Below are 25,691 nucleotides of genomic sequence, written 5' to 3'. Positions count from 1 at the left end.
GGATGGCTTAGGCCGCGATCCGGATCGGGGATGGGGACAGAGAAGCGGACTGTTTGTTCCTCTCCATTGCGTCGAGGATTTCACGAGCGACGCTGAGGGCGGCCGTGCCGGCGTGGCCGGAGACGGTAACCGGCTCACCGGTGCGCATCGATTGGATGAACTCTGAATGCTCAAGTCCGATCGCGTTGTGAGCAGCGGGTTGGATTTCGGTCCGATGCAACCAGGATTCGAAGAGCTCATCCTTCACCTTGGATCGCGCATCGGGAGGGAGCGCATCGGCGAGTCGTTCTCCCCGTTTCACTTCGTCTCGAGCTTCGATCGCAATGATATGGCTGGAACCGAAGTCGATGTGTTGGACGCCATCCTCACTGTAGAGGCTCATTGCCCGCTTGGGCGACTCTGCGATTCGCGAAGCGCGGAGTTGCGCCATGGCGCCATTGCGGAACCGGAGTTGCGCGACGGCAAAGTCCTCGTGCTGTCCGAGCACTTGCCATCCGTACGCTTGGACTTGTTCGACAGGCGATTGGATCAGGCTGAGGATCAGATCGATGTCATGGATCATGAGATCCATCACGATACCGATATCGGTACTGCGTCCTGAGTAGACTCCTTCGCGCACGGCTTCGATGTAACGCACCGACTCACTTCGGGTGGTGGAGCAAACGGCTTTCCAAGCGGGATTGAATCGTTCGACATGTCCGACTTGTAGCGTGGCATGGTTTTCGTAAGCCAAGACCACCAGTTCATGGGCTTGTTCGGTCGAAGCTGCGATCGGTTTTTCCATGAACACATGGACACCCCGTTCCAGGCACCAACGACCGATTTCATGGTGCAGAAACGTGGGAGCTGCGATGACCGCGCCATCGATATGGTGTTCGAGATCGCGGTAATCTTCCACTGTGGGCAGTTTCAACGTCGATTGAACCAGTTCTCGGGAAGCTGCGGATGGATCGGCGACTGCAACGAAGTGACATTGGTCGTTCGTCGCGAGGAGCTTCGCGTGGATCCGTCCGAGGTGACCGCCACCGATAACAGCGATACGTGGTAGCTTCCCTGCGATACTCATTTGGAGTGGAATTCGTTAGAGGTGGTTCAGCAGAAACTATGCAGCGGCAGCGCTCGCGCCGCCCGAGCTCGAGGAGCTTCGACGGTCCCGTCCGCGACCATGCTTGCCCAAGTTGGACTCGTCGATGAAGGCGAAGAGAGTTTCCAGTTCGGGCATCAACCCACCATCGCCTTGCAGGATTTCACGAGCATGCTTGACACCGACTTTGGATCGGTAAAGCAGCTTGTGCGCTTCGCTAATGGCGCGAATGGACGCGGTCGAAAAGTTCTTTCGCTTCAGGGCGACGACGTTGACACAACGAGGTCGCGCCGGGAATCCTTCTGCGAGCATGAAAGGGGGAATGTCTTGTAGGACTCGAGACAGCCCGCTGACAAAGGCGTAACAGCCGATCGAAGCAAAATGATGCACCGCGACTCCGCCGCTCAGGGTAGCATCGTGCTCGACCTTCACATGCCCGCCCAGCATGACCGTATTGGCCATGATAACACGATCCTCGACCAAGCAATCGTGGGCAATGTGCGAGTTGGCCATCAGATAGCAGTTGTGGCCGATGCGAGTGATTCCTTCATCTTTCTCAGTACCGCGATTCACGGTGACGCATTCGCGGAAGACATTGCCGTCTCCGATGATGACTTGCGTCGGCGATCCTTGGTAGGACAAATCCTGAGGTTCGCCGCCGATCACGCATCCGGGAAAGAAGCGGTTGTCTCGGCCAATGGTGGAATGACCGGTGATCGTGACATTGTTTTCGAGACGTGTGCCACGCCCGATCTTGGCATTGGCGCCGATGACACAATGATGTCCGATGCGAACATCGTCATCGAGTTCGGCGCGAGGATCTACCACAGCGGTGTGGGCTATGATTGTTGGCATGGTTCACTTCCCAGACTAAGCGTCAATCTAGTGCGAAAAACGTGATGATGCGTTGGAAGGCGGATCAAGCTGCGTTCCTCGCGACATGAGTTTTATGATTTAGGGACGATTGGAACTGTTGAGCGCGTCCCGTCTCGAACAATGCTGCGGCGAGCATGCCGTTCAATCGGTGTCCGCTCCGATGCGCGATGACTTTTCCTTGGATTCTCCACCCGCAAAGGGCCAAATCGCCGACCACGTCCAGCAATTTGTGGCGCGAGCATTCGTCGTCGAAGCGAAGCGAATTATCGATCGGCCCGTCGGAACCGAAGACAACAAGGTCTTGATAAGTAACGTGGGAGGCGATCCCCTTTGTTTGAAGCATCTTGGCTTCATGCTCCTCGAGGAACGTTCGCGCGGGGGCGATGTGCCGAGTGAAGGTAGATCGGTCGACCGGGAGGGTCGATTCGGATTTGGGAATGCTGCTCGAGTGGCCGTAGTCCAATTCGTAGCGGATGGTCATTCCGGGATCTGCAGATGGGATCGCCATGATCCACTGCTGATCATCCCCGAGTTTGATAGTCTCTTCGATCACCACCGAGTGGGTGGGCTCGAATTGGCATCGCACACCCGCTTGTTCGATCGCCAGGGCAAAGGCGAGCGAACTGCCGTCCATGCCAGGCATTTCGGGAGCGTCGCACTCGACGATGCAATTGTCGATGTCGAGCGCGTAGAGTGCGGCGAGCACGTGCTCGACCATTTCAACGTGCGCGCCGGATTGCTCGAGCGTGGTTCGCAATTGGGTTTCGCGACGGCGGGCTGCATGGGCTTCGATCGTCGGATGGCCCGGCAAGTCATTACGCCGAAAGACGATTCCCGTTCCTGCCGGTGCCGGCTGGAAGGTCAACGTATTGGCACGTCCGGACCAATAGCCACGCCCGCTGACGCGGGTGACGTGCTCAATTGTTTGTTGGAATCGTAGTGGCTGCATGCGAGGCCGAAATCCGTTTCGAACCTTAGGGGTAACGACTTGTTTGGAAAGCAGAGCGACATCTTGTTGCTCGCAATGGGCTTGATTGGACGCTACAGGATGGAACTCCTGCAGCAGGTCCTATCCGTCGAACGATGGAGTCCATTCGACGGTCTTTACGCGACGGAAGACTACCGTTGCGGTCCGACACCGGGTCGGCTCGCGGTTTGAGGTACAGCAGGTTTGGCGGTGCCCGCGGACGCCTGGACATTGGTACGCAGAACGTACAAAACGTAGTCGGTTACATCCATTCCTGGTGCTTGGTAAATCACATCGCGTTGGATTCCGAAGTCCACAGTGCGTGGCTTCTTGTAGTCCATTTCGTTTTGTTCTTTGCTAAATCGCAAAACCAGATCGTATTTGTATGCACCGGCAACTGTGCTGATCGCCGTGGTGATGTCTTGATAGGACTTGTAAACCACGCCAGCTTGCTTTTCTGCAAATTCCTTTTCTTTGCCCATGAAGTCGACGCGAAGCTTGCTTTCGGCGTTGAGCAGTTCTTCTTGCTTTTGCTTGAATTCGGGGCTTGAGGATTCGAGGTTCTTGCCAATCGCTTCGCTTTGGGTAAGAAGTTCTTTGCGGCGAGCTTCGATTTGGTCTTGGGCTGCTTGCATCTCCGCTTTGATCTTGTCCAACTCCGCAGTCATCGTGGGATGATTTTTCAAGAGGAAGCCGACATCGACCAAGGCTACCGAGCATGCGCCCGTCTTCGGAGGTTGGGAGGGCGGAACGTTCGCGGCGGGTGCTTGTGCCATTGCGGAGGCTGAGCAAATCCCCATCAGAGCGACGGTCGCGAGAGAAATTCGAAAATGCACTTTCGAGCACTCCTTGCTAAGTGGTTGTGAATGTTCACTAACGTTTTTTCAAACGACAATCGATCCGTCGATCGCCGGTGCGGATGTTAGGGTCACTATGATTTACCCAGTCCACCCGCGATTCTGACAATTGTTACAAATGGCGTAAATAGCGATCTATTCGGGAACAGTCACTTTCAACTGAACTTTCTCGCCACTCCGATCTACCTCGATGACCGTTTCTTTTCCGCGTGCGAGCGATCGCAGGGCGCGGTCGACATCTGCTCGCTCCGCGACAGGTGTGTCGCCAATCCGGATCAGTCGATCTCCCTCGCGAATGCTAGCTTTTTCAGCCAGTGAGCCGGGAAGAATTCTTTCGACCAAGGTTTCATTCAAACGGACGCCGAGTCGAATGCCTCGTTGGCGGTTAGCTTGGGGATTCGCACTGCCACGCACCTTCACGAAGGAGGGTTTGGCCGGGTTGAACGCGATCTCTTCTGCCAATTGTGAAACCATATCGGTTATGCGATCGATTCCGATGAGGTTGATTTTGTCGAAATCATCAGTTGGTCGGTGGTAGTCGTCATGAAGTCCGGTGAAAAAGTGAAGAACTGGAATGTTTTTCATAAAGAAGGATTGGTGGTCGCTCGGTCCCATTCCTTCCGGCAATTTCTCCAACCGGAAAGCTAGCGATTCGTTGGTTTTCGTGATCATGGCATCGAACTCCACTGCGGTTCCAGTTCCGTAGATGGTGAGTTCGTCGTTTTGCAGTCGTCCGACCATATCCATATTCAGCATGGCAACGGTCTTCTCCAATGCGAAGCGTGGATGATTGCAGTAGTAGATGCTCCCCAGAAGTCCGCGTTCTTCACCTGAAAAACCGATGAACAAAATGTTGCGCCGAGGTCGGTCTCCGGCTTGATCGTAAGCGTTCTTCATCCGCAGCGCAGTCTCGAGCAGCGCGACAGTTCCGGAAGCGTTGTCGTCAGCGCCGTTGTGCACGGCGATGGTCCCTGGTGCGAGAGAGCCGGGCCCGCCCATGCCAACATGGTCGTAATGGGCACCGATGACGATGTATTCGTCCGCCAAATCGCCTTGCCCGGGAAGGAGTCCGAGCACATTGAAGGATGGGATCTTTGCCTTTTCGATGGCGACTTCGCCGGAGATGTTCAGGTCTGGGAAGGCGAAGGAGCGGGGTTTTAGGTCTTGGTCGATCCCCTTTTCCGTCTCTTCGAGCGATTTGCCTGCTTGGGAAAACCACTTTGCGAGGAAGGAGCGTTTCATGAACAGCGTGGGGACTTGGTCTTTGATCAATCCTCCACCTGTTCCGAGGGGGAAGATCGAGTCGGGGGCATCGCGATCGCTCGCTGCGTCGTTGACGAGAATGACGGCGGCGGCACCGTGCTTAGCCGCGTTGATTTCTTTGGTGGTGAAAAGAGCGTGCTGGGATGGCTCGGTACCATCGAATGGGCTTTTGGGGTCGTTCCCTTGCGGCTCCTTTCGAAGGATGACGACCACTTTGCCGTTCACGTCGATTCCGTCGTAATCGTCGTAGAGGACTTCTTCGGTCGAGGTAATGCCGTAGCCGACGAAGACGACTGGGGCGTCAAAGGATCCGTTCTTACCAAGGGTCTGAGGCTGATAATCTCTACCGAGTTGCAAGGAATAGGAGGGTTCCTTTTCGGAGCGGATCTCGATTCGATTTTTTTCGGGTGGAGTTTGGAGGGGACCGTCGAGGGAGAAATTCTGGAAGGGAGTTCCCTCGAAGAGATCGGTTTTGAGGCCAAGCTTGGAGAACCGTTCCGCCAGGAAGTCCGCGGCTTCGCGAAGGCCCGTTGTTTCGGCTGCGCGGCCTTGGCGTTCGTCTGCAGCCAGGTAGGCAATATCGGCTTGAAGCCTGGATAAAGAGCCTTTCACCGTCTCGCTCGAGGGTTCTTTCGCGTGGCCACGGGGGGAAAGGGGCGCGACAAAGCCTCCGGCGGCGAGCGCGATCCCGATGGAAATCGCTGCGAGAATTCGGATCGATCGAAGCGACGCGAGATGCATAAATGCTCTTCCCTGTATGTGATGCCTCAAACCCAACGCAATCTGCCGAGCTTGCCATTCTCCAGTCGGGATCTTGTGGGGCAAGACGTCCAGTCTGGACTTGTGACTATTTTTTTCTCCCCGTAAACTGCGTGGTTTCTATCAAATCTGGACCTTCCTCGAGAGGCAATCCCCCCCAATGGGTCGTTTCGTACCTTCGATCATCGCCGTGAGCTTGGTGCTTGGGGTCGTTCCTGTGGACGAACTTCGAGCCCTTTCGCTTTTAGCGGCGACTCAAGAAGGTAGCAGCCAACCGGCGGATACACCTTCGACCGCACCGGGATCTCCTGCATTGCAGGCTCCGACAATCTCCTCTGCTCCTGCTGCGACGAGCCAGGGCAACGGGGAGGCGGGAGCAGGCGAAGTGGAAAGCGGTGCGGTTGCGGAGCGCGAGCTTGGGTCCGCGGCTACGGGAAATGGGAAACCAACTCCGGGATTCATGGATGGATTTTTCAACAATCCGTTGAATCTCATCCTGTTGATGTTTGTTGCGTTGTATGTCGTTTTATTGCTGGTTCCGAAACCAGGAAAGAAAGCGCAGAAAGCGTTGCAGGAACGTCTGGCCAATTTGAAGAAAAACGATCGCGTGGTTTTGAGCTCAGGCATCCACGGGGTCATAGCGAATATCAATGCCGAGGCTGGGACGGTTACTGTGAGAGTTGACGAAAGTACCAACACACGACTTACAGTTGACCGTGCATCCATCCGAAGCGTCGAAGCGTAGCGACTGAGACGAGCTTACCCTACAAGTCGATTCCATTTGGCACGGACCCTTCAATGCTTGATCAACTGTTCTATCTAGCTCAATCGTCAGCCCCAACCCTTGGGGATGGGACCGCGAGCGTTTCCGATTGGAAATCGGGCGCGTTCAATTTGGTTCTTTTCGTCCTCGCGCTCGGAATTCCGTTCCTCGCCGGCCGGACGCTTGCCAAAGCCCTTCGCATGCCAACCCACACGGGTGGTTTCACCGCGATCAGCTTTGTGGTGCTGCTCACAGTCCTCGTGTTGGTTATGCCTACGTTTGTCGACGATGCGCCGAAACTGCTGTTTGGTCCGGACATCGTCGGTGGAACGAACTTGATCTACGAAGTGGATCGCTCGGCGGAGGATAGATCTTCGGCAACGAAGGTGACGGCCCAGGATTTCCGCTTTCCTTTGATGAATCGCCTCAATCCCTCCGGGACGCTCGAAATCAACATTCGGGCTAACGGCGACGACAAGATTGAAATCACGATTCCCGCCGTGGATGAGTCCCAAATCGCAGAGATTGAGCGATTGATTACCGAGGCTGGGATTTTGCAGTTCCGGATCGTCGCCAACATGAACGATCACAAAGACATCATCGATCGCGCGATCGCGCAGGCCGATTCGGAAGACCAAAACGTACGGCTCAGTCGAGAAGTCAAGTTGGTGAACAAAACGTCCGGTGAAGAAGAAGTCGCCGGGGTGTGGCGACGTCTTGGGGCCCAAAAGGATGACGCGGGCGTTCGCCAGTTCGATGGATATCAGTATGGCGACGTTGTTCGCAACAGTTTGACCGGCCGCATTGTGAACCCACCTCCGAGCCAGCGGCCCGGCGACCTTTCCGCATGGCTTGAATCGCAAAAGATCGACAGCATCGACGTCCTGCTCGCGCTGCAGCGAGCCGGAAAGCCCTATCAAATCGTCGATGGGGTCGATCTCGAGCGAGCGACCAAGACTTTTGGACAGCGAGGTGGCTACGAAGTCGCCTTTACGATGTCGACTGGTGGAGCGAGCAAGATGCTCAAGCTGACCGGAGCGAATTTGCCCGACGCCAGCCGCGACTTCAAACGCCGTATGGCCATTTTGCTCGACGGCAACGTCCTCTCGGCTCCGAACCTGAACGATACGATCAGTTCCAATGGGGTTATCCAAGGGAATTTCTCGGAGACCGACGTCCAGCGTTTGGTTGACATCCTCAACGCGGGTGCCCTACCCGGCGTGCTTTCCCGCCAACCGGTCAGTAAGAACGTGATCGGGGCGAGCATGGGTCAAGTTGCGATCGCCAAGGGTGGATACTCCAGCGCGATTGCCCTTGCGACCACAATTCTTCTGGTTGTGGCGTACTACCGATTCAGCGGATTGATTGCGACACTCGCGCTGCTCTTGAACTTGGCGATGATCCTGGCGGTGATGATTTTGATCCGACAGCCTTTGACTCTATCTGGCTTGGCTGGTTTGGTTCTCTCCGTCGGTATGAGCGTCGACGCGAACGTCCTGGTTTTCGAGCGGATCCGAGAAGAGCGGGAACGCAAAGCGACGCCGAGATTGGCGATTCGCAATGGTTTCGATCGCGCTTGGACGACGATTTTCGACTCCAACTTGACGACATTGATCACGGCGTTGGTCCTGTATTGGGTCGGTACCGAGCAGATCAAGGGGTTCGCGGTAACGTTGATCATCGGCTTGGTCATCAGCTTGTTCACCGCGGTTTACTTCACGCACAAACTCTTTGAGATTTGTGAACGAACCGGCTTCTTGTGGCTCGGGATGGCGGACTACGTCAACTCGGCGAAGCGCGCCGTTTTCGGGATTGGCGATGTCGATTTCATGAAACAGCGATACGTGGCCTACGCGGTATCGGCTGTTTTGATTGTGATCGGTTTGGTCGCGACGTTCCTTCGGGGCAGTCAGATTTTGGATATCGATTTCAACGGTGGAACTTCGATCGTTTTCTCCCTCGACAAGGGAGTGGATGCCGATGATGTGCGAGACGTCGTAAACAAGACGTTTGACGTCGATTCCGATGGTCTTCCTATCCAGAGCACGCTGATCAATGTGGCAATGGAGGGAGTTCCGAAGGACTCTGTCTACAAGCTCGATGTTTCGCTAAAGGATCAAAAGGAAGTCGCGGATCGATTGCTCAAGGGATTCTCGGAGGGAGGTCCTGCTCGGTTGGTGACCTACGATGTGGACATCAATGTCTCCAACGCGCAGTCTTCCTTGGGATTGCTTCGAAACGGAAAACTGGTAACGCTCCAAGAGCCCGCGACCGGTGCGACGGCAACGCCTGCCCAGGACGCGACGAATGCGAACAATCCGTCGGCCGACAACGGTGTTCCGAAACAAGATCCTGCACCCGAGTCGCCTGTTCCACCCGCCACCGTGACCCCTGCTGAGGCAACTCCTGCTGCTCCGGCAGCCAATGCGGATGCTCCTGCGGTTCGCAGCAAGCTTTCGTTGCTGTTCCACACCAGCACGTCCGACGGCGAAGCCAAGATCAACGCCAGCCAGGTGCGCGAGGCATTGATTCGGGCAGCCCAAGCAGTCAACACTACGTTGGTGGAGCCACAGATTGAGTTGTTTGCAAACGGTGTGGAAAACTGGACTCCCGAGTCGTCGGTTCCCGTCAAGGACTGGACGGTTTACCTGCCTTTTGATGCGAGCACCACGCAAGCCATCGGGGATAAATTGCGAGAGCAAATCCGTTCCCAGCCTGTTTGGCAATCGATCAGCAAGATCGAGGGAAGTGTTGCGACCGAGATGCAGCAGCGAGCTTGGGCCGGTTTATTCCTGAGTTTGGTGTTTATTGCCGCATACATTTGGTTCCGATTCCAAAAGTTGGCGTATGGTATCGCTGCGGTTATCGGTCTGGTCCACGACGTGTTGATTACCTTGTGCTTCGTGGCGGTTAGCCATTGGCTCTTCCGTCCGCTCGGTTTCCTGCTGATCGAGGATTTCAAAATCTCCCTTACGATCGTGGCTGCGTTTTTGACGATCATCGGTTATTCGCTGAACGACACGATCGTTGTGTTCGACCGTATTCGGGAAGTGAAGGGGAAGAGTCCACGCTTGACCAAGGCGATGATCAACCAGAGCGTGACACAAACCTTGAGCCGAACGTTGTTGACCTCGTCGACAACCATCGTTGCGATTTTGTTGATGTACATTTTCGGCGGGGAAGGAATCCACGGATTCGCTTTCTGCTTGCTCGTCGGCATCATCGTCGGTACCTACAGCTCGATTTTCGTCGCGGCTCCGATCCTGCTGTACTTCGTCGAACGCGAGCAAAACGCGAAGACCAAGGGACCAGGCAAAGCGGCGGCTTAGTTTTCCACGGCGAGCGGGCGAATCGGTAATTCCGGTTCGCCCCGGTCGTACCGTGGCGGGAATCCTACTCCCCAATTCAACCAAAAGCCCATCGATGCGGCGAGCTCGATGGGCTTTTCTCATTGAGCCGACCTTCGTTTTTCCCTTCCGCCTTGGAATCCCGGCTATTTTGCACAGCATTTGATGCAAATAAACCGCTCGTCATGTTGAAACTGAGTCTCAGTTAAGATATCTTTTGAGGCTTAACAGCACTTGGGTAGCAGCTGGGAGCGATCAGATGATGGGAGCGGTGGTTGGTGCAATCATGACAGATCCGGTGGAGCCGTTCGTTGCCGATGGGGAAGTTGCAGGGGGAGCGAGCCAGCAATTGGAGGCGGAGCGGATGGAAAAAGGTGCCGCGCGGTGTCCCCAGCATCGTCCCGGGACCATTTTGAATCCCGTTTCCTTTGATGTCTTGTCCGAGAGAGCGGACGAACTGTGGATTGAATTGGAAGGTCAGTTGTATCGGCTGCGAAAAACCAAGCAGGGAAAGCTAATCCTCACGAAATGAGGTTCGACATTTGAGCTTCGTTGGTTACTATGCGATCTCCTAGGCGGTTTACCTTCGTAACTCCAACATCCAATCCCCGACGATGCCGCTGTTCGAAATCGAAACCGATTCTCATATTTTCATCACTTGGGCCGACGATGAGGCCGCCGCGCGCGACACATTGGCCGACGCCTACCCGCACGATCAAGTCGTGAGGATGACCAAACGGCCTCGCAATTCTTGGGTGATCTCGAAATCGGTGTTGGGAGTCCCCGGACGCCGCGTCGACATTTGCTCGATCGCCCGCGATTGCCTGTCGAAGTCCTCGGGAGACAAACTGCATGCCATCCGTTTGTACATGGCTGAGACAGGTTCGGATCTGGAGAAAGCACGCCGGATCATTGAGTCCAACATGGTGATGGGCTGGTAGGGGGTGATGGGCTGGTAGGGTTTGTATTAAACGACATGGAATGGAGACGAGCGTGAGTCGCGAGAAAAGTGTTCGAGCATTTGAACGGGCTCGGCAATTGATTCCCGGTGGTGTGAACTCTCCTGCCCGAGCTTTCGGAGCCGTGGGTGGAGTTCCGCTCTTCATCGATCACGCATCGGGACAACACCTCTATGATGTCGACGGCAATCGCTATCTCGACTACATCGGTTCTTGGGGCCCAATGATCCTCGGACATGCCCATCCGGAAGTCCTTGCTGCGATCGCGGAAGCAGCTTCCAAAGGAACTTCCTTCGGTGCACCGACGGAGCGAGAATCCCACTTGGCCGAACTGATCCTAGCTGCCGTACCGAGCATGGAGCGCGTTCGATTGGTGAGCAGCGGGACCGAAGCCACCATGAGCGCGATCCGGGTCGCCCGGGGTGCAACAGGTCGTTCGAAGATTATCAAGTTCGCAGGCTGCTATCACGGTCACGTCGATTCATTGCTCGTTTCGGCGGGGTCTGCGGCGGCTACCCTCGGTGTACCCGATTCGCCGGGGGTCACGGCTGGTACTTCGCAGGACACGATTGTTTTGAACTACAACGATGTCGCGGCCCTCGAGAATGTTTTTGCAGAGCATCCGCATACGATCGCTGCGGTGATTTTGGAGCCTGTCGTCGGGAACATGGGGACAGTGATTCCTACCCCTTCTTTCTTGCAGGCCCTTCGCACTCTAACCAAATCGGATGGCGCGGTTCTGATCTTCGATGAAGTGATGACTGGATTTCGGGTGGCGTACGGCGGAGCGCAGTCTCTCTTTGGCATCGATCCCGATATAACGACGCTCGGTAAGATCGTGGGAGGGGGCATGCCTCTCGCAGCTTATGGCGGCAAAGCATCGATCATGGATAACGTCATGCCTGCGGGGAAGGTCTATCAAGCCGGTACGTTGGCAGGGAATCCGCTCGCGACCGCAGCAGGTGCGAAGACGTTGGAATTGCTTCGCGACAATCCCCCTTATGATCATTTGGAAAAGATCTGTTCGACGCTTGGACAAGGCCTGCAATCGGCTGCCAAGGCGCACGGGATCCCCACGCAGTTACAGCGTGTCGGAAGCATGATGACGCTCTTCTTCAACGAGTCTCCCGTGATCGATTGGCCCAGCGCGGACCGATCCGATCGCAAACGTTTTGCCCGCTACTTCTGGAGCTTGATCGACCAAGGCATCTATATGCCTTGCAGTCAGTTCGAAGCGCTTTTTGTCAGCGCTACCCACACCATGAGCGACATCGAACAAACTATCGACGCAGCATCGCGATTCTTCCAAACCGAAACATAGCTCTCCGTATTGGCCTCGCCCCGGTGGCCATGGCCGGGCGGCACACATCGGCCTTGCACCATCTTTGTCATGGACAATCCATTGACGGTTCCAAGCCACGATGCGCTCACATGATGCCGTCAAGTGTCCAGAACCGGGCCGTCAAGTGTCCAGAAACGGTCGAGAACGACCGTTGAGACCAGAGTTTGGAAAGAGCCGCGAGGTTTATGGAGACGCGGCAGATGTAGATTAAACGCGTGTTGAGAGTAACGGCCGATCTAGCGGAACGGCCAGTCTAGAGTAACGGTGAACGCCCGTGGGTTACTTCAAATGCGAGAGGGTGAGGAGGGAGTAGCCGGTCACCAAGTTAGGGTCCCCTTCCATCCAGCGGACGGATTCGTTCACCCAAGAACCATCGCTTCGCTGGGTCTTCGCCAGTTGCTTCACCAGATCGGACTTCCAGTCCTTGGGGCCGTCTGCAGTTTCGAAGGTGTCATCTCCCACAGCGTTTAGCGCTTTGGCCATCGTCTGCAGATAGTAGTAAAGTCCTGTCTCTCCCATACCTGGGTTGCTGGAGACTGTGTAATTCTTTGTCAAGAAACTCTTGACCGCCTTCACACGAACATCCTCCTTGTTCACACCCGCGAAGATCATGCTCTTTAATCCTGCATACGACATCGAACCATACGATCGGAGCGCTCCCGTTCCCTCTTCGACTCCCGCCATCGACTCGCCACCGTTGGCGGGAGTGTAGTAGAAGCCACCGTCATTGGACTTCGACGCGAACGGGGTGCTGTTATTGGGTGATTCCAAATTTTGGCATCGGGAAACAAAAGCGAGCGCTCGTTGGATCGCTGGGTCGTCTTCTGCAACTCCCGATTCGCGAAGTGCTTCGATCAAAAATGCAGTGTTGGAAAGATCGGGACGCGATTTGCTTCCATAGCCAGCCCCCCCGAATCGGACATCGCTCGACTCGAGGCCTTCTGTTTCGTCCCACTGTTCTTTCTTCAAGAACGCTTGAGCATTCGCTATCAGTTTGTCGTACTTGCCACCTTCATTGAGTCGACTGAAAGCAGAGAGAGCCAAGCAAGTTTCGTAGTTCGCGTGCTTCGATCCTTCGGCAAAGAGTCCCCCGTTATCACGCCGCGTACTGAGGAGATACTTCACGCATTTGTCGACTGTTGGATCCCCTTCTTGGAGACCTGAGGCAGCAAGGCTGCTGAGAACCAACCCTGTGATGCCAGGCCCCGACTTGGAGCTGTAGGAGCCATCTTCGGATTGAGCCTTTCTCAGGTATTCGACCCCTTGGGCGACCAGTTTGGCTCGCACTGCTTCGCGATCTTGGACTGGAGCTACCGCTTCGGAGGCAAGAACTCCAGTGGGACTCGCAAGGGGCAAGGCGACGCCGGAAACAAGAGCTGCCGAACCAAAAAGGAATGGGAGTGCAAATCGCTTGCGCATAGGTGCCTCAAATCGCGAAGGAGGAATGGGATTTCGAGGAGGAAAACTCCATCCCATGATCCCCCGTTGCAATTGAAAAACAAGCGATGGGCGAAATTTGTCCAGCTAGATCAAGAAAATCGTCTGCTCGCGATCCGGTCCCACTGACAGAACGCCAACCGGCACGGAAATCAGTTCCGAAATACGATCGATGTATTTGCGGGCGTTGGCTGGAAACTCTTCCAGTTTACGAACTCCCGAAACATCTGTATTCCAGCCCGGCAGAGTCTCGTAAATCGGCTTGCAGCGGCGAAGCACTTCGGCTGAGCAAGGAAACTTGGTCACGCGTTCGCCGTCGACATCGTAGGCCACGCAGACTTGGATTTCATCGAAGTGGCTGAGGACATCCATCATCATCAAGGAGAGATAATGCACGCCGCTCAATCGCGCGGTGTAGCGAACGGCGACCGCATCGAACCAACCGCATCGGCGCGGTCTACCGGTGGTTGTTCCGTATTCGCGTCCGAGATCCCGAATTTTCTGTCCGGTCGCATCGAGCAATTCCGTCGGGAAAGGTCCTCCGCCGACGCGGGTCGAGTAGGCCTTTGCTACTCCGATGACATTGGTAATCCAGCGGGCAGGGACACCTGAACCGGAAGAGACGCCGACGCCGGACGCGTTGCTGCTGGTCACAAACGGATAGGTGCCGTGGTCGATGTCCAGCAACGAGCCTTGCGCGCCCTCCATGAGTAGTTTTTTCCCTTCATCCACGGCATCGAGCAAGTAATTCGTGGTGTCGGCGGAAAGAGGGCCGAGAATTGCGTTCCATGCCTTGCACTGCTCGATGATCTTATCGGCTACCAAGGTTTCCAGGTCGGCGGGATCGGCGATCGGCTCCAGCATCGCTCGCTTGGCGGCGACGGTTTCGCGAACCTTCGTTTCCATTTGATCGCTGAGAAGATCGGCTAACCGAAACGCATGGGTGCGGCCCACTTTGTCTCGATAGCAAGGTCCGATGCCTCGATTGGTCGTGCCGATGCTCTCGCCGGAGACCACCGCCTTGTTCGTTGCCTTGTCCTCGACGAAGTGCCAGGGCATCACGACGTGTGCCCGTTCGCTGATCATCAGATTCTTGCGAGGGTTCACGCCGCGCGCCTCGAGTCCTTCGATTTCGCGAATCAGCATGTTTGGCTCAATCACTACCCCGGGAGCGATTACATTCATGATCCCTTCGGAAAGGATCCCGGACGGGACGTGGTGCAGCTTGTAGACCTCTTTCCCGCAAACGACGGTGTGCCCTGCGTTCGCTCCCCCTTGGTAGCGCACGACGATATCGTTGCGAGGTGCCAAAAGGTCAACCAATTTCCCTTTAGCTTCATCCCCCCACTGGAGTCCGATCACGCAGGTTGCAGGCACTAGAAACTTCCTTTGGTCAAATAGGCGATTGCAAAGGGGTAGAGTCTCGGCGGAAAGACCGATTTGGTCAAGATGCGGGGGGGCCGGGTAGATGCGAACCCTCGCTCGTCAACCGCTAGCTCGCGAAGCGCCGCGGCTCAGTTTCCGGGCCGGGAGAGGGGGCGGAATCCTTGGATTCGCCCTCGCGGTGCGATCCCTTCGACTTGAATCGGGATATCCAAGGTCGACGACGTGACGTTTCCCGCCAAATCGACGGTTTCCATCTTCAGGTAGATTGTTGGGGGCAGGTTTGGATTGGAAGGCCATACAAATCTGCCTTGATTGCGAATCCCCCTCGAGATGACTTGCCAGGGGCCCGTAGGCGATTCGGCATAAAACAATGAAATCGGGCGTTCTCCCAGGTACTCGTCCTGGGCGCGGTACTCGATGACGAGGGAGCCTACTTCTTTTCCCGTCCCGTACAGCGCGCTGGACAAACGGGCTTGAGGGGGAGCGGTATCGACCAAGATCCAAGTGTCTGCTTTATCCCCAGGGCGCGGACGGTTGGAAGCGAGACCATTCGCTCCAACGATCACCATTCGGAAGCCGAAGAGACCATCGTTCTCGACTTCGATATCAAAGGGGCTGGTGCGATCGGGGTCGAGTCCCCAAACTTCCCACGTTTGGCCTTCGTCGATGGTCCCCCACAATTCGACTTCCGTGATCGGTGCTCCGGGATCGTTTTCAATCCGATAGTCCAAGCTGAAGGCCCGAGTGTTGGCATACAACGGCTCTTGCTCGAGCGGTTTGCGAGTGGGGGATTGCGGTGCCCCGAGAGTCGGCAGGGAGGGAAGCGATGCAGCGTTCGCATTGGGAGGCGCAGCACCCATGGTTCGGTTGTTGGTTTCGAGACCCATCGACTCACCAACGAAGGAGCTTGGCTCTCTCGCCAACAGAGATTGGGAGTTCTTGGTGTTGGCCAAGATGGTCGCATCCCCTCCGCGTATCGATTCGAGCTCTGAGTCGGTGAGCTCTCGAACGGGGAGCCCTGTCGGTGGGGCGCGACGAGGAACAGGTCCCAAGACAATATCGGGGCTTGTTTGGGGAGAAAGACCTTTGGGCTGGCTGGCCAATTGCATTCCCATGCCATGGACGGCGGTCTTTGGCAGTTGAGGTAACCGGGTCACTTCGGTCGCGTTGCCTGCCAGATCTTTCGCGATCAATCGAACGACCAATTGCTTGGCGTTATCGGGTAATGACCAAGTGCCATAACCAGAGACTTCACCTGGGGTCGTGCTCTGGTTCAACTGAAACGAGATCGGCACCCAACGCCCAGTCGATTCGGTTTGGTACTCGAGTGAAATGTTGGCTGCGTCCAAAGCGCTGTCGCTGGCTAAAAACTCTGCCAGCATTTCTCCACGCGGGTCGATATCGATAATCAAGCTCGCATTCGGTTTACTCGTGTCAACCGCGATCCGCAGAGGCTCTCCCGGATTGATAAACCTTCTCCCTGCCGCGTCGACCGACTTCAAGCGAAAGATATAAGTGCCATCTCGAGCCGCTCGGTATTGAAATTGGCGGGTGCGCGTATCCCCGCGTGAGCACATGCTCCAGTTCTGCCCACCATCCTCGGAGACCTCCAGCAAAACTTCTTGAGGAGACTGGCCATTGCTGTCGATCTGGAATGGAATCACGAAGTCCAGTCGTGGCCAGTGGATCAGGTTCTGCTGTCCCCAAGCCGGAGAGCCTATCCCAAGCCCTGCGGCGGCGAACAGATAGTTGCACCAAAGTCTGGCGTGGCGCATATGCCGGCGATTGCGATGCGGACGGTCGACAGGGGCCGATTCGATGGGTCGGCGAGATCGATGGCTTTTCATGATTGACGTGATCGCAGTGAGTCGTTGCGGAAGGCCTACTGAGCGGCTTGACTATCGCACGGGCGAACCATCTGGCTGGGAGGCAACGCGTTCTGGTTCGGTACCCGATTGCATCAATTGGCTATAGTAGGATTCATTGCGACGAAACTCATCGCAGTGTTCTTGGGTCGCGAAGAGGAAGACGCGTCCCGTGTCGGCTTGGAAGCATCCGAATTCGCATTTGCCGTCGACCAACTGTTGGGTTTTGATGTAGTGAATCAAGTCGTAGCAGCTGAGGCAGGGAGCGTAGAGGTCCGGCGCTCGCAAGAACTCTTGGCGATAGGCATCCGAAGCGCATAGATAGATGCGGCCTCGATGCTTGACTGCAAATTTTGGCGAACCTTCGGTCCATACTGTTCGATTCGGATCGGTCGATTTCGCACCGTGATAAAGGGAGACGGGGCAGAAGCCATCGAGGCCGACCGAGGGCTCGGGCTGAGCAGGCGTTCGTGCTGCGATCGTTGTGGCGGGCACGCCGGCGATCTTGGCCTCAGGGGCCGATGGCGTGCTGGGAGTGGGCTGGGCGAGAGCGGATGTCGCCGCAGCAGGTGGGACGACGAGCGGTCCGGCGGCCAAGTGCGGATTGGAGATGACGCGATGGTCGGCGACGGACTGCGGAATCTGTTGCGGTGCGGATGTGGGTGGAACGGCGTGCATCGGCTGGGACGCGAGCATCGGTTGGACAGTGGCCGGTGCGGGGCTGGCCAATGAAGGGCTGGCCGTCGCAGGGCTGGCCGCCGCAGGGCTGGCTAAGGTGGGACTAGCCAAGGCCGTGGGCGCAGAAGCCTGGCGAGAATTCATGACGGGGTGGCTCCCCGAGGATGCGATCGAGGAGGTCGGGGTGGGGCGGCGGTCCATAGCGATTTGCGTCGAGGTTCTATTGGCGAGGCGATGTTCGTTCGCTTGCGCCGCGGCGATCTCACCCGCTTTCCAATCTCGATGCCGGAGTGCGACTCGATCGATCATTTGGCCGTAGACAGACGGATCTTGCGGACTCACGGTCCGGTAGACTTCTTCGCCGTTGGGTAGCACGTAGACATCGGTGGGCCACCGAGTGACTTGGTAGCGATCCCGAAGTTCTTTTTGTTTTTCGCCGTTGATTCGAACTGCGACGACTTGCCCGTTGATCTTGCTGATGAGTTCGGGGTCGCGGAATGCCTTCTTTTCAAGGAGCCGACAGGGTGGGCAGTTGTCCCCGTAGAAGTGGAGCATCAAGGGCAGGTTGTTGCTCGTCGCATATCGGATCGCCGTTGGGAAGTCCTCGATCCATTGGATTTGTTGCGAGTTCGGCTGGGCCTGCGCGAGAGCTAGGGTGGTGAACGCAACCGCCAAGCTGGCCACGCAAGCCATAGAGCGAATGACGAAGGATGGAAACATGCTCGGACCTCGCGATAGGGTCGTGACGGAGTAGCTTCGCCGAAAAGCGGTGAAGGCGCACTTCGGATGGCATCGGAGGATCGGCTATGACGAGTTGAATCGATTTGTCGGATTGGGATGATTTTTCTGTCCGGCATCGCAATCCTTCGAGAGCCCTGCTCGCATTGCCAGATTCCGTAGAAGATTGCTGGCAAAAGAAATAGCCTTGACGCAACTCTCGCGTCCCCGCTATTTCTTCCGACTCTCGAGGCTTATCGACCCAAAAACTTTAGGAACGGAACTCCGAACTATGAAACGAATTCTCTGGGCTCCAGTTGCTCTTTCGTTGGCATTCACCGTGGGATGCGGAGGTGGTGGCAACCAAACTGCCGACGCGCCAGTCGCTGCCAATACACCTGTCGCACAAGGTGGAGTCGCTGGACTTCCTGCAGCGGGCACCAACATCGTTACCCCGACCGACCCGAAGGACATTGTCCGCGTTTTCTTGGACGCCATGCGAGCTGGAAATGCAGAACAGCTCTCCGCCCTTTTCTCCAGTGCTGCTCGGGAAGAGATTGCGCGACAAGGAATCCAGATCGCACCGCCAGGATCGGCCCAAGCCACCTTTCAAATCCAAGACGCCGTTCCGCAGGGAGAAGCGATTTTGGTGACTTCGAAGTGGATTGAACCACCGACCGCCGCAGGGGAACAACCGCAGGAGATGGAAGTCCTATGGGTTCTTCGCAAAGAAGCCGCGGGATGGCGCGTCTGTGAGATGGCTGTCGATCCCGGGACTGGGGAAGAATACGAAGTCGTGAACTTCGAAAAATTGGACGAGCCGGGCACATCGCCAGCCGCACAAACTCCAGAAGCCCCTGCGACCCGAGTCGCGGCATTGCCAGGAGCTCCAGGCAGCTTGCCACCTTCGAGCCCAGCGGGAGCACTCCCAACGAGTGGTCTTCCTGCTGGTGGTCTTCCTGCTGGTGGTCTTCCTGCTGGTGGTCTTCCTGCTGGTGGTCTTCCTGCTGGTGGTCTTCCTGCTGGCCAGCCATTGCCAACCGGCTATGTAGGTGGAACGAATCTCCCTGGAGCGGGATTGCCCGGTGGTTTGCCACAATCTGCCTCTTCGGGTAACACAACGGGCGGTGTATTGCCGGGAGCATTGCCCGGATTGCCTCCTGCTTCGCTCCCGCAATAACGCGGAATACTGCTGGGAATTGTCCTAAACGAGGACGGATGGAATGTGTTCGAAAACACCCATTCGGTCCCGAAATAGAATGCGACCAAGCCATCTTTAGCGGATGGCTTGGTTTTTTGTGTGCGTCAGGCATGACGCGGAGCGTCATTGACTGACGCTCGCAACTGGCAAGCGAAAGTGAACCAGGAAGTAACTTGTCGGGTGCAAGTCCCGATGGAGGCCTTGATGACAGGAACTCCTAGTCGACTGCAAGGGTGTCAGGGGCAACTCTGAATCTGAAGGAAGCAGCAGGCAAACTCTCGGTTCGAGGTACACGAACCGTATACGAGGCGACGACCCGGTGGGCGAGAAGGCACGAAGATTCAAAGCCCAATGTCATTCGGACCGAGTCGGCGTATATGCGGCGAATATACGAGAGGAAAGTTACGCGTCTTACCCTGAGAGATCTACGGGGATGCTGCAAAGCTAGTTGCCTCGCAAGAGGTTACGATGTCACCGTAGAAGTCAGCAGAGGCCATAGTAGTCGGAGGCTTTAGCTGACGAAGGGCCGAACAAGTTTAACCGTTTGGTGCAAAGTATTCGTGATGTGAGGTAGACGCAGAGATGACGGCTGAGAAGCCTGAGCGGCGAACAAGAGTATGCGGCGGAACCGCTGAGGGTAATTCGTACGCGCGTCAAACACTTCCGGCATGCAATGAGAACACTGAACATTCAGTCACCGTCACGATGGAGGAGGTGCTAAGCCGCAGCAATATGTTGCAGGCGTTGAGCCGTGTTGTCGGTAATAAAGGAGCCGCAGGCGTTGATGGGGTGACCGTCGATGAACTGCCAGGCTACTGCCGAGAGCATTGGGAACGCCACCGGGAAGAACTGTTCAGCGGAACGTATCGTCCGAGCCCTGTGCGAAAGGTAGAAATACCTAAACCCGGTGGCAAAGGGATGCGCATGCTGGGCATACCGACAGTGCTAGATCGCTTGATCCAGCAAGCTTTACTGCAAGTGCTCACGAGGCTCTACGATCCAATGTTTTCGGATTCTAGCTTTGGGTTTCGCCCAGGCCGGAGTACGCATCAGGCGTTGGATCGTGCCAAGGAACACATTGCTTCAGGGCATCGCTGGGTTGTCGACATGGACTTGGAAAAGTTCTTCGATCGCGTCAATCACGACATCCTGATGAGTCGCCTTGCACGTCAGATCCAAGACAAACGCATCCTGAAACTGATCCGCTTGTATCTGCAAGCTGGCATCATGGAAGGCGGCATCGTGAGTCCACGCAGCGAGGGAACGCCGCAAGGCGGTCCCTTATCACCGCTTCTGTCCAACGTCCTGCTCGATGAGCTGGACAAGGAGCTGGAACGCCGAGGCCACAAATTCGTTCGCTACGCTGATGACTGTAACATTTACGTTCGCAGTCACCGCGCCGGTGAGCGAGTGCTTAATGGTGTCGAACGCTTCCTGAGCGAGAAACTGCGACTGACAGTGAATCGAGCCAAGAGTGCCGTGGACCGCCCCTGGAACCGCAAGTTCCTGGGCTATACGTTCACGCACCATCACCAACCGAAGTTTAAGGTGTCTCCTGAATCGGTCAAACGCTTCAAGGGTCGCCTACGCGAGGAACTCCGCAAGGCACGAGGTCGCAATGTGCGTACGGTGCTTGCTCAGTTGCAGCCGGTCCTGATCGGTTGGGTGTCGTACTACCGGAAGAGTGAAGTGAAGAAAACGTTCGAGGAACTTGATAGCTGGTTACGCAGGAAGTTACGCGCCATCTACTGGCGCCAATGGAAGCGTCCGCCCAAACGAGCCCGCGAACTGACTCGCCTTGGCATTGACCGCGTGCGAGCGTGGGTCTGTGCTGGCAATGGTCATGGCCCCTGGTGGAATGCTGGCGCTAGCCACATGAATCAGGCCCTGCCTACTCGCCACCTCACGCAACTTGGGCTGATAAGCCTCGTCCAGAAAGGCACTGAGCTGAATCGTCGTTAGACCTGAACCGCCGTATACGGAACCGTACGTACGGTGGTGTGGGAGGACGGCGGGAGTAATCCCGCCTCCTACCCGATTGGTGCAAAAGTTCTGGTTTCGCCACGGTTCTAGGCCCTTCATGGCTTGACCTATTTTGCTAGAATCCGTTACTTTCTGCCTCGCCACAATTGCTGGCTCTGCGAAGGACCGCTCATCAGGCGGATTCGAGCAGGTTAACTATTCGTCAACTTCTGATTACAAAAAACTGCTGAGGGGAGCACCCTGTTATGGCATCGATTGAGGAACGAGTCATCGATATTGTCGCGGAGCAACTGGGCGTCGAAAAGGACAAGATTGGTCGCGATACGCACTTTGTGAATGACCTCGGCGCGGACTCGTTGGACACCGTCGAATTGGTGATGGAACTTGAAGAAGAGTTCGACATCAGCATCCCCGAGGATGCCGCCGAGAAGATTCAGCGCGTTGGCGAAGCTGTTGACTACATCGAAAAGCAGCAAGCCTAATTTTTCGAGCAAGCCACTCACGTTCTGGAGCGAGTCACTCGCGTTCTTGGGATCTGAATGAAACGTCGTGTCGTTGTAACCGGGCTTGGATGCGTCACCCCCCTAGCCTGCGATATTGCCAACCTCTGGCGATCGATCTTGGATGGAAAGAGCGGTATCCACCCTCTTTCCGTCATCGACACGTCGCATCATAAGGTGAAGTTTGGAGGAGACGTCCAGAACTTCGATCCCGGTGCATCGGTAGAGCCGAAGGAAGTGAAACGACTCGATCGCTTCACCTTGTTTGCCATGGCAGCGGCCTATCAAGCCGTAGGAGACTCCGGATTGGATTTTTCGAAAGAAGATCCGTTTCGCTGTGGCGCTATCCTCGGATCCGGAATCGGCGGGCTCAATGAGATTGAAGAGCAGATGTTTCGGCTCTTCAGCAAGGGACCTGATCGGGTTAGCCCGTTCACCATTCCCAAGATGATGCTCAACGCGGCGGGGGGGAACATCGCGATCCAGTACGGGTTGCGAGGTCCCAACTTCGCCGTCGCGACGGCTTGCGCGAGCAGCAACAACGCGATGGGTGACGCGTTGAAAGCCATTCAATACGACGAAGCCGATGTGATGGTGACGGGTGGAACCGAAGCGGCGATCACGTCCATGGGTGTCGCCGGCTTTGCGAACATGAAAGCGTTATCGACGCGAAACGATGCTCCAGAAAAAGCGAGTCGACCTTTTGATGCCGATCGCGACGGATTCGTTCTGAGCGAAGGATGCGGTGTTCTCATTTTCGAAGAACTGGAGCATGCCAAGCGTCGCGGTGCCACGATCTACAGCGAGATTCTCGGGTATGGTGGATCCTGCGATGCAGGGCACATCACGGCCCCAGATGAACAAGGTCGCGGAGCGGGACGCGCTATGTTCAATGCGCTGCGCGATGCGAAGATCAACCCAGAAGAGGTTGACTATATCAACGCGCACGGGACCAGCACTCCTCTCGGGGACAAGGCAGAGACGGTCGCGGTGAAGAGTGTATTCGGAGACGCAGCCTACAAGGTCGCCATTTCGAGCACCAAAGGTCATTTGGGTCACGCTCTGGGAGCCAGCGGCAGTATCGAGATGATCCTGTCGATCCTCGCTTGTTATCACGGCGTGATTCCACCGACAATCAATCTGGATACCCCTGATCCCAGCTGCGATCTCGATTACACTCCGAACCAAGCCCGAGAGTGCAAGGTTCGTATCGCGATGAACAACAGCTTCGGCTTTGGTGGCCACAACGCGACCCTCATCTGCGGCAGAGTGTAATCGCCCAGCCGTCTCGAAACGGCGCGTTCGATGGACAGAGCTGTTGCATTACGCAGCTGCATTACACACTTGGACTAGCTGATCGTTAGGTGCAATCGTTCGAAGGCGACGGCCTATAAGCCTAGAATCGATTGCGACGACTCAAGAGATACTCGGTAATGGCTTTGTCGTAGGGCATGCTGGTATCGAGCGGCACATAGTCGATCTTCGACTCATTGCAGCCTTTCTTTAGCTGGTCTCGGAACCGCTGGATGTTCTCGCGATACTCGTTTCCGATGTCGTCGGCATTGACGCTCATGGAATCCCCCGTCTCGGGATCTTCCAATTGCACCAAGCCTTGAAAGGGAAATGCCACTTCGGCTTCATCGAGGACGTGAAACACAATCACGTCATGCCCTGCATGTTTTAGCACTCGGATGGCTTCGAGAGTCGGGTCAACGTCGGCCAACAGATCGCTCATCAACATGATCAGCGATCGGTGCCGGAGCATCGAAGCCAATTGCAGCAACGGAGCCTTTAACTCTGTTTCCCCTGCTACTTTGAGTTTGGTGAGCTGACTCAAGATGGCAGCGAACTGGCTTCGTTTCGATTTGGGCTGTAGGTTCGCTCGAATCTTCTTGTCAAAGGTTACCAAACCGACCGGATCCTGCTGCATCAACATGAGATAGCTCAGGGCAGCGGCTAAGCAGACGCAGTAATCGAACTTGGTGAGCTTCTGTCGATACGTATAGTCCATCGACTGGCTCAGATCCATCACGATGTAGCCCGTGATGTTGGTCTCGGCTTCGAACTTCTTGACGTAATAGCGTTCCGTCTTCGCGTAGGCTTGCCAGTCGATGTCCTTGGGATCATCGCCTGGCGTGTAAAGACGATGCTCGCTGAATTCGACGGAGAATCCGTGGAAGGGACTGGAGTGCATTCCTTGCAAAAAGCCTTTGACGACCATCTGCGCGCGGAGATCCAGTCGTTTGATTTGGGCTGCAAGCTCGGGTTTGAGATATTGTTCGACGGCGACCACGGTCCCTTGGGCTCTCTAAAGGGGAATCGATGCGATTACAACGATTCTACGACGCTCGTTCGGTACGCGGAAATCGCAGGGATCAAACCGGCGAGAATTCCAATGAAAATCATCCCCGGAACCAACCAAAGCTCCTGAGATGAGACCGTGCTCCAAATGTCGACGGTGGCTCCTGTCGTATTTTTTGTCCAAGCGTTACTAATAGGACCGACCAAGTGTCCGATCAACCAGCCAGCCACCCCTCCGATTACCGCGATCATAGTCGATTCGAGCAGGATGATGGCCGTGACGTGGTCGCGTGATGCGCCCAGCGCTCGCATGACTGCAATGTCTCTCTTGCGTTCGCTCATGCTGTTGTAAATGCTGACGAGAATCCCAATGGCACTGACGACGCAAACCAAACTCGTCAAAATAAATAGACCGAATTTCACCGGCTTGACGAAGAACTCCAGCAGTTGGTTCAGAACGCTGATCGGCGAGACTGCGATCGCAAACGCCGATTTGTTGACTTGCTTTTGCATTCCAATTCCTGCGGGGCCTCCGAGCCGCACCAGGATCGCGGTCACTTCTCGCTTGTCGATGGGCAATCGGACTTTGGACAACCGTCCTTCGCGTTCCGGAGCCACTGCCGTGCCTCGCTTTTCGATACCGCTGATCAAATCTCGATCGGGGGCGACGTGCCCTTCAAGCAGGTAGAATCCTTCAATGTTGACGAACGCGCCTCGGTCGTTTGGAGTTCCTGTTGGTTTGAGGATACCGACAATCTTAAACCCGTCGTCGTGCGTCTCGCCACCTTCGACGCCATGGGACGCAAAGATATCGTCCCCAAGTTTGAGTTGCATCTCGGCGGCAACTTGGCTGCCAATGACCGCTTCAAAGTATCCATTCTCCTCCGAGTAATCGACAAAATTGCGACCTTGTGCGAACTCGTATGGCAAGTTTCCTTCGTTGCCGTGTTTCAAGGTATTGAAGTACTCTGGGGTTGTTCCAATGCAACGAAAAGGGCCGACATAATCCCCCATACAGATGGGGATTGCGAACCCCCCTTTCGTGAACGAGGAGTAATAGCCCTTTCGTTCGGGTTCCGCGAGCACCCCGCCGATTCTCTCGTACTCCTTTCGGCGAGCGTCATCACCGGGAAGATATTCCATGTAATAAGAGTAAGGGACATTCTCCACCGGCTCGCTCAGGAAGAGAACCGTGTTGAAGACCAATTGAACGGAACTCCCCTTGGCTCCCACGATCAAGTTGTACCCGACATTACCGGTTTGCTCGAACGTCCGTTCTATCTGCCCTGAAATCGTTAGGACCAACACGACTAACGCAACGCCGAGCGACATGGAGAACATCGTCAAGAACGTCGGAAATTTGCGATACCACAAGTTCCTGATTGCAATGCGCAAGAGACTCATGT

At 55.8% G+C, this 25,691-nt stretch carries 20 protein-coding genes; 9 read left to right on the top strand and 11 right to left on the bottom strand.

Annotated elements, in window-relative coordinates; all coding sequences use genetic code 11:
• Positions 1-7 precede the first annotated feature (7 nt).
• The 5 genes from VN12_RS10180 to VN12_RS10160 all read right to left on the bottom strand — a co-directional run bounded on the left by VN12_RS10180 (position 8) and on the right by VN12_RS10160 (position 5,788).
• On the bottom strand, positions 8-1,066 hold the full coding sequence (locus VN12_RS10180; RefSeq protein WP_146676712.1) for a Gfo/Idh/MocA family oxidoreductase: 1,059 nt from the start codon (positions 1,064-1,066) through the stop codon (positions 8-10).
• 36 nt (positions 1,067-1,102) lie between these two features.
• Complete coding sequence (gene lpxA / locus VN12_RS10175) at positions 1,103-1,939, bottom strand: acyl-ACP--UDP-N-acetylglucosamine O-acyltransferase (protein WP_146676711.1); 837 nt, start codon at positions 1,937-1,939, stop codon at positions 1,103-1,105.
• A gap of 64 nt (positions 1,940-2,003) precedes the next feature.
• Positions 2,004-2,909, bottom strand: a complete 906-nt coding sequence (lpxC, locus tag VN12_RS10170) for a UDP-3-O-acyl-N-acetylglucosamine deacetylase (protein WP_146676710.1) — start codon at positions 2,907-2,909, stop codon at positions 2,004-2,006.
• A 170-nt stretch (positions 2,910-3,079) separates the two neighbouring features.
• Positions 3,080-3,763: an OmpH family outer membrane protein gene (locus VN12_RS10165; protein WP_146676709.1), complete on the bottom strand. Its 684-nt coding sequence runs from the start codon at positions 3,761-3,763 to the stop codon at positions 3,080-3,082.
• Between the two features lie 156 nt (positions 3,764-3,919).
• Positions 3,920-5,788: a M28 family peptidase gene (locus tag VN12_RS10160; RefSeq protein ID WP_146676708.1), complete on the bottom strand. Its 1,869-nt coding sequence runs from the start codon at positions 5,786-5,788 to the stop codon at positions 3,920-3,922.
• Positions 5,789-5,966: 178 nt separating this feature from the next.
• Here VN12_RS10160 and yajC point away from each other — a divergent pair, with 178 nt between their 5' ends.
• From yajC to hemL, 5 genes are all read left to right on the top strand, one after another.
• Positions 5,967-6,551 (top strand): preprotein translocase subunit YajC, encoded by a 585-nt coding sequence (gene yajC, locus VN12_RS10155; protein ID WP_146676707.1) that lies wholly within the window; start codon positions 5,967-5,969, stop codon positions 6,549-6,551.
• Positions 6,552-6,604: 53 nt separating this feature from the next.
• Positions 6,605-9,898, top strand: a complete 3,294-nt coding sequence (gene secF / locus VN12_RS10150) for a protein translocase subunit SecF (protein WP_146676706.1) — start codon at positions 6,605-6,607, stop codon at positions 9,896-9,898.
• Positions 9,899-10,202: 304 nt separating this feature from the next.
• Positions 10,203-10,448 (top strand): hemin uptake protein HemP, encoded by a 246-nt coding sequence (hemP, locus tag VN12_RS10145; RefSeq protein WP_240491389.1) that lies wholly within the window; start codon positions 10,203-10,205, stop codon positions 10,446-10,448.
• 82 nt (positions 10,449-10,530) lie between these two features.
• A complete protein-coding gene (locus tag VN12_RS10140; protein WP_146676705.1) occupies positions 10,531-10,857 on the top strand; it encodes a DUF6793 family protein in 327 nt (108 codons plus the stop codon).
• Between the two features lie 40 nt (positions 10,858-10,897).
• Positions 10,898-12,196, top strand: coding sequence for a glutamate-1-semialdehyde 2,1-aminomutase (hemL, locus tag VN12_RS10135; RefSeq protein WP_146676704.1), 1,299 nt, complete (start codon positions 10,898-10,900; stop codon positions 12,194-12,196).
• A gap of 300 nt (positions 12,197-12,496) precedes the next feature.
• On the opposite strand, the gene VN12_RS10130 is transcribed toward hemL, so the two are convergent.
• The 4 genes from VN12_RS10130 to VN12_RS10115 form a co-directional block, all read right to left on the bottom strand.
• The gene (locus VN12_RS10130; RefSeq protein ID WP_146676703.1) at positions 12,497-13,636 is read right to left on the bottom strand and encodes a prenyltransferase/squalene oxidase repeat-containing protein; all 1,140 of its coding nucleotides are present in this window, start codon (positions 13,634-13,636) and stop codon (positions 12,497-12,499) included.
• 105 nt (positions 13,637-13,741) lie between these two features.
• Entirely contained in the window at positions 13,742-15,031 is a 1,290-nt protein-coding gene (locus VN12_RS10125) for an adenylosuccinate synthase (RefSeq protein ID WP_146676702.1), read from the bottom strand.
• A gap of 137 nt (positions 15,032-15,168) precedes the next feature.
• Positions 15,169-16,887, bottom strand: coding sequence for a hypothetical protein (locus VN12_RS10120; protein WP_146676701.1), 1,719 nt, complete (start codon positions 16,885-16,887; stop codon positions 15,169-15,171).
• Between the two features lie 51 nt (positions 16,888-16,938).
• Entirely contained in the window at positions 16,939-18,303 is a 1,365-nt protein-coding gene (locus VN12_RS10115; RefSeq protein ID WP_146676700.1) for a thioredoxin family protein, read from the bottom strand.
• A 289-nt stretch (positions 18,304-18,592) separates the two neighbouring features.
• Between VN12_RS10115 and VN12_RS25780 the strand changes: the two genes are divergently transcribed.
• From VN12_RS25780 to fabF, 4 genes are all read left to right on the top strand, one after another.
• Positions 18,593-19,480 carry a hypothetical protein gene (locus VN12_RS25780; RefSeq protein WP_168164320.1) on the top strand — a complete coding sequence of 296 codons (888 nt, stop codon included), beginning with the start codon at positions 18,593-18,595 and terminating at the stop codon, positions 19,478-19,480.
• 726 nt (positions 19,481-20,206) lie between these two features.
• Positions 20,207-21,463, top strand: a complete 1,257-nt coding sequence (ltrA, locus tag VN12_RS10105; RefSeq protein WP_205855087.1) for a group II intron reverse transcriptase/maturase — start codon at positions 20,207-20,209, stop codon at positions 21,461-21,463.
• 266 nt (positions 21,464-21,729) lie between these two features.
• On the top strand, positions 21,730-21,966 hold the full coding sequence (acpP, locus tag VN12_RS10100) for an acyl carrier protein (RefSeq protein WP_146676699.1): 237 nt from the start codon (positions 21,730-21,732) through the stop codon (positions 21,964-21,966).
• A 57-nt stretch (positions 21,967-22,023) separates the two neighbouring features.
• Positions 22,024-23,259, top strand: a complete 1,236-nt coding sequence (fabF, locus tag VN12_RS10095) for a beta-ketoacyl-ACP synthase II (protein WP_146676698.1) — start codon at positions 22,024-22,026, stop codon at positions 23,257-23,259.
• 121 nt (positions 23,260-23,380) lie between these two features.
• Here the strand turns inward: fabF and VN12_RS10090 are convergent, their stop codons facing one another.
• Both VN12_RS10090 and VN12_RS10085 read right to left on the bottom strand, forming a co-directional pair.
• Positions 23,381-24,277: a DUF58 domain-containing protein gene (locus VN12_RS10090; protein ID WP_240491388.1), complete on the bottom strand. Its 897-nt coding sequence runs from the start codon at positions 24,275-24,277 to the stop codon at positions 23,381-23,383.
• 35 nt (positions 24,278-24,312) lie between these two features.
• Entirely contained in the window at positions 24,313-25,689 is a 1,377-nt protein-coding gene (locus VN12_RS10085) for an ABC transporter permease (RefSeq protein WP_146676697.1), read from the bottom strand.
• Positions 25,690-25,691: the final 2 nt, after the last annotated feature.

The organism is Pirellula sp. SH-Sr6A, assembly GCF_001610875.1.
Lineage (GTDB): Bacteria > Planctomycetota > Planctomycetia > Pirellulales > Pirellulaceae > JBKCUI01.
The sequence above is the reverse complement of the archived record's forward strand: the minus strand, read 5'-3'. Positions and strand labels throughout refer to the sequence as shown.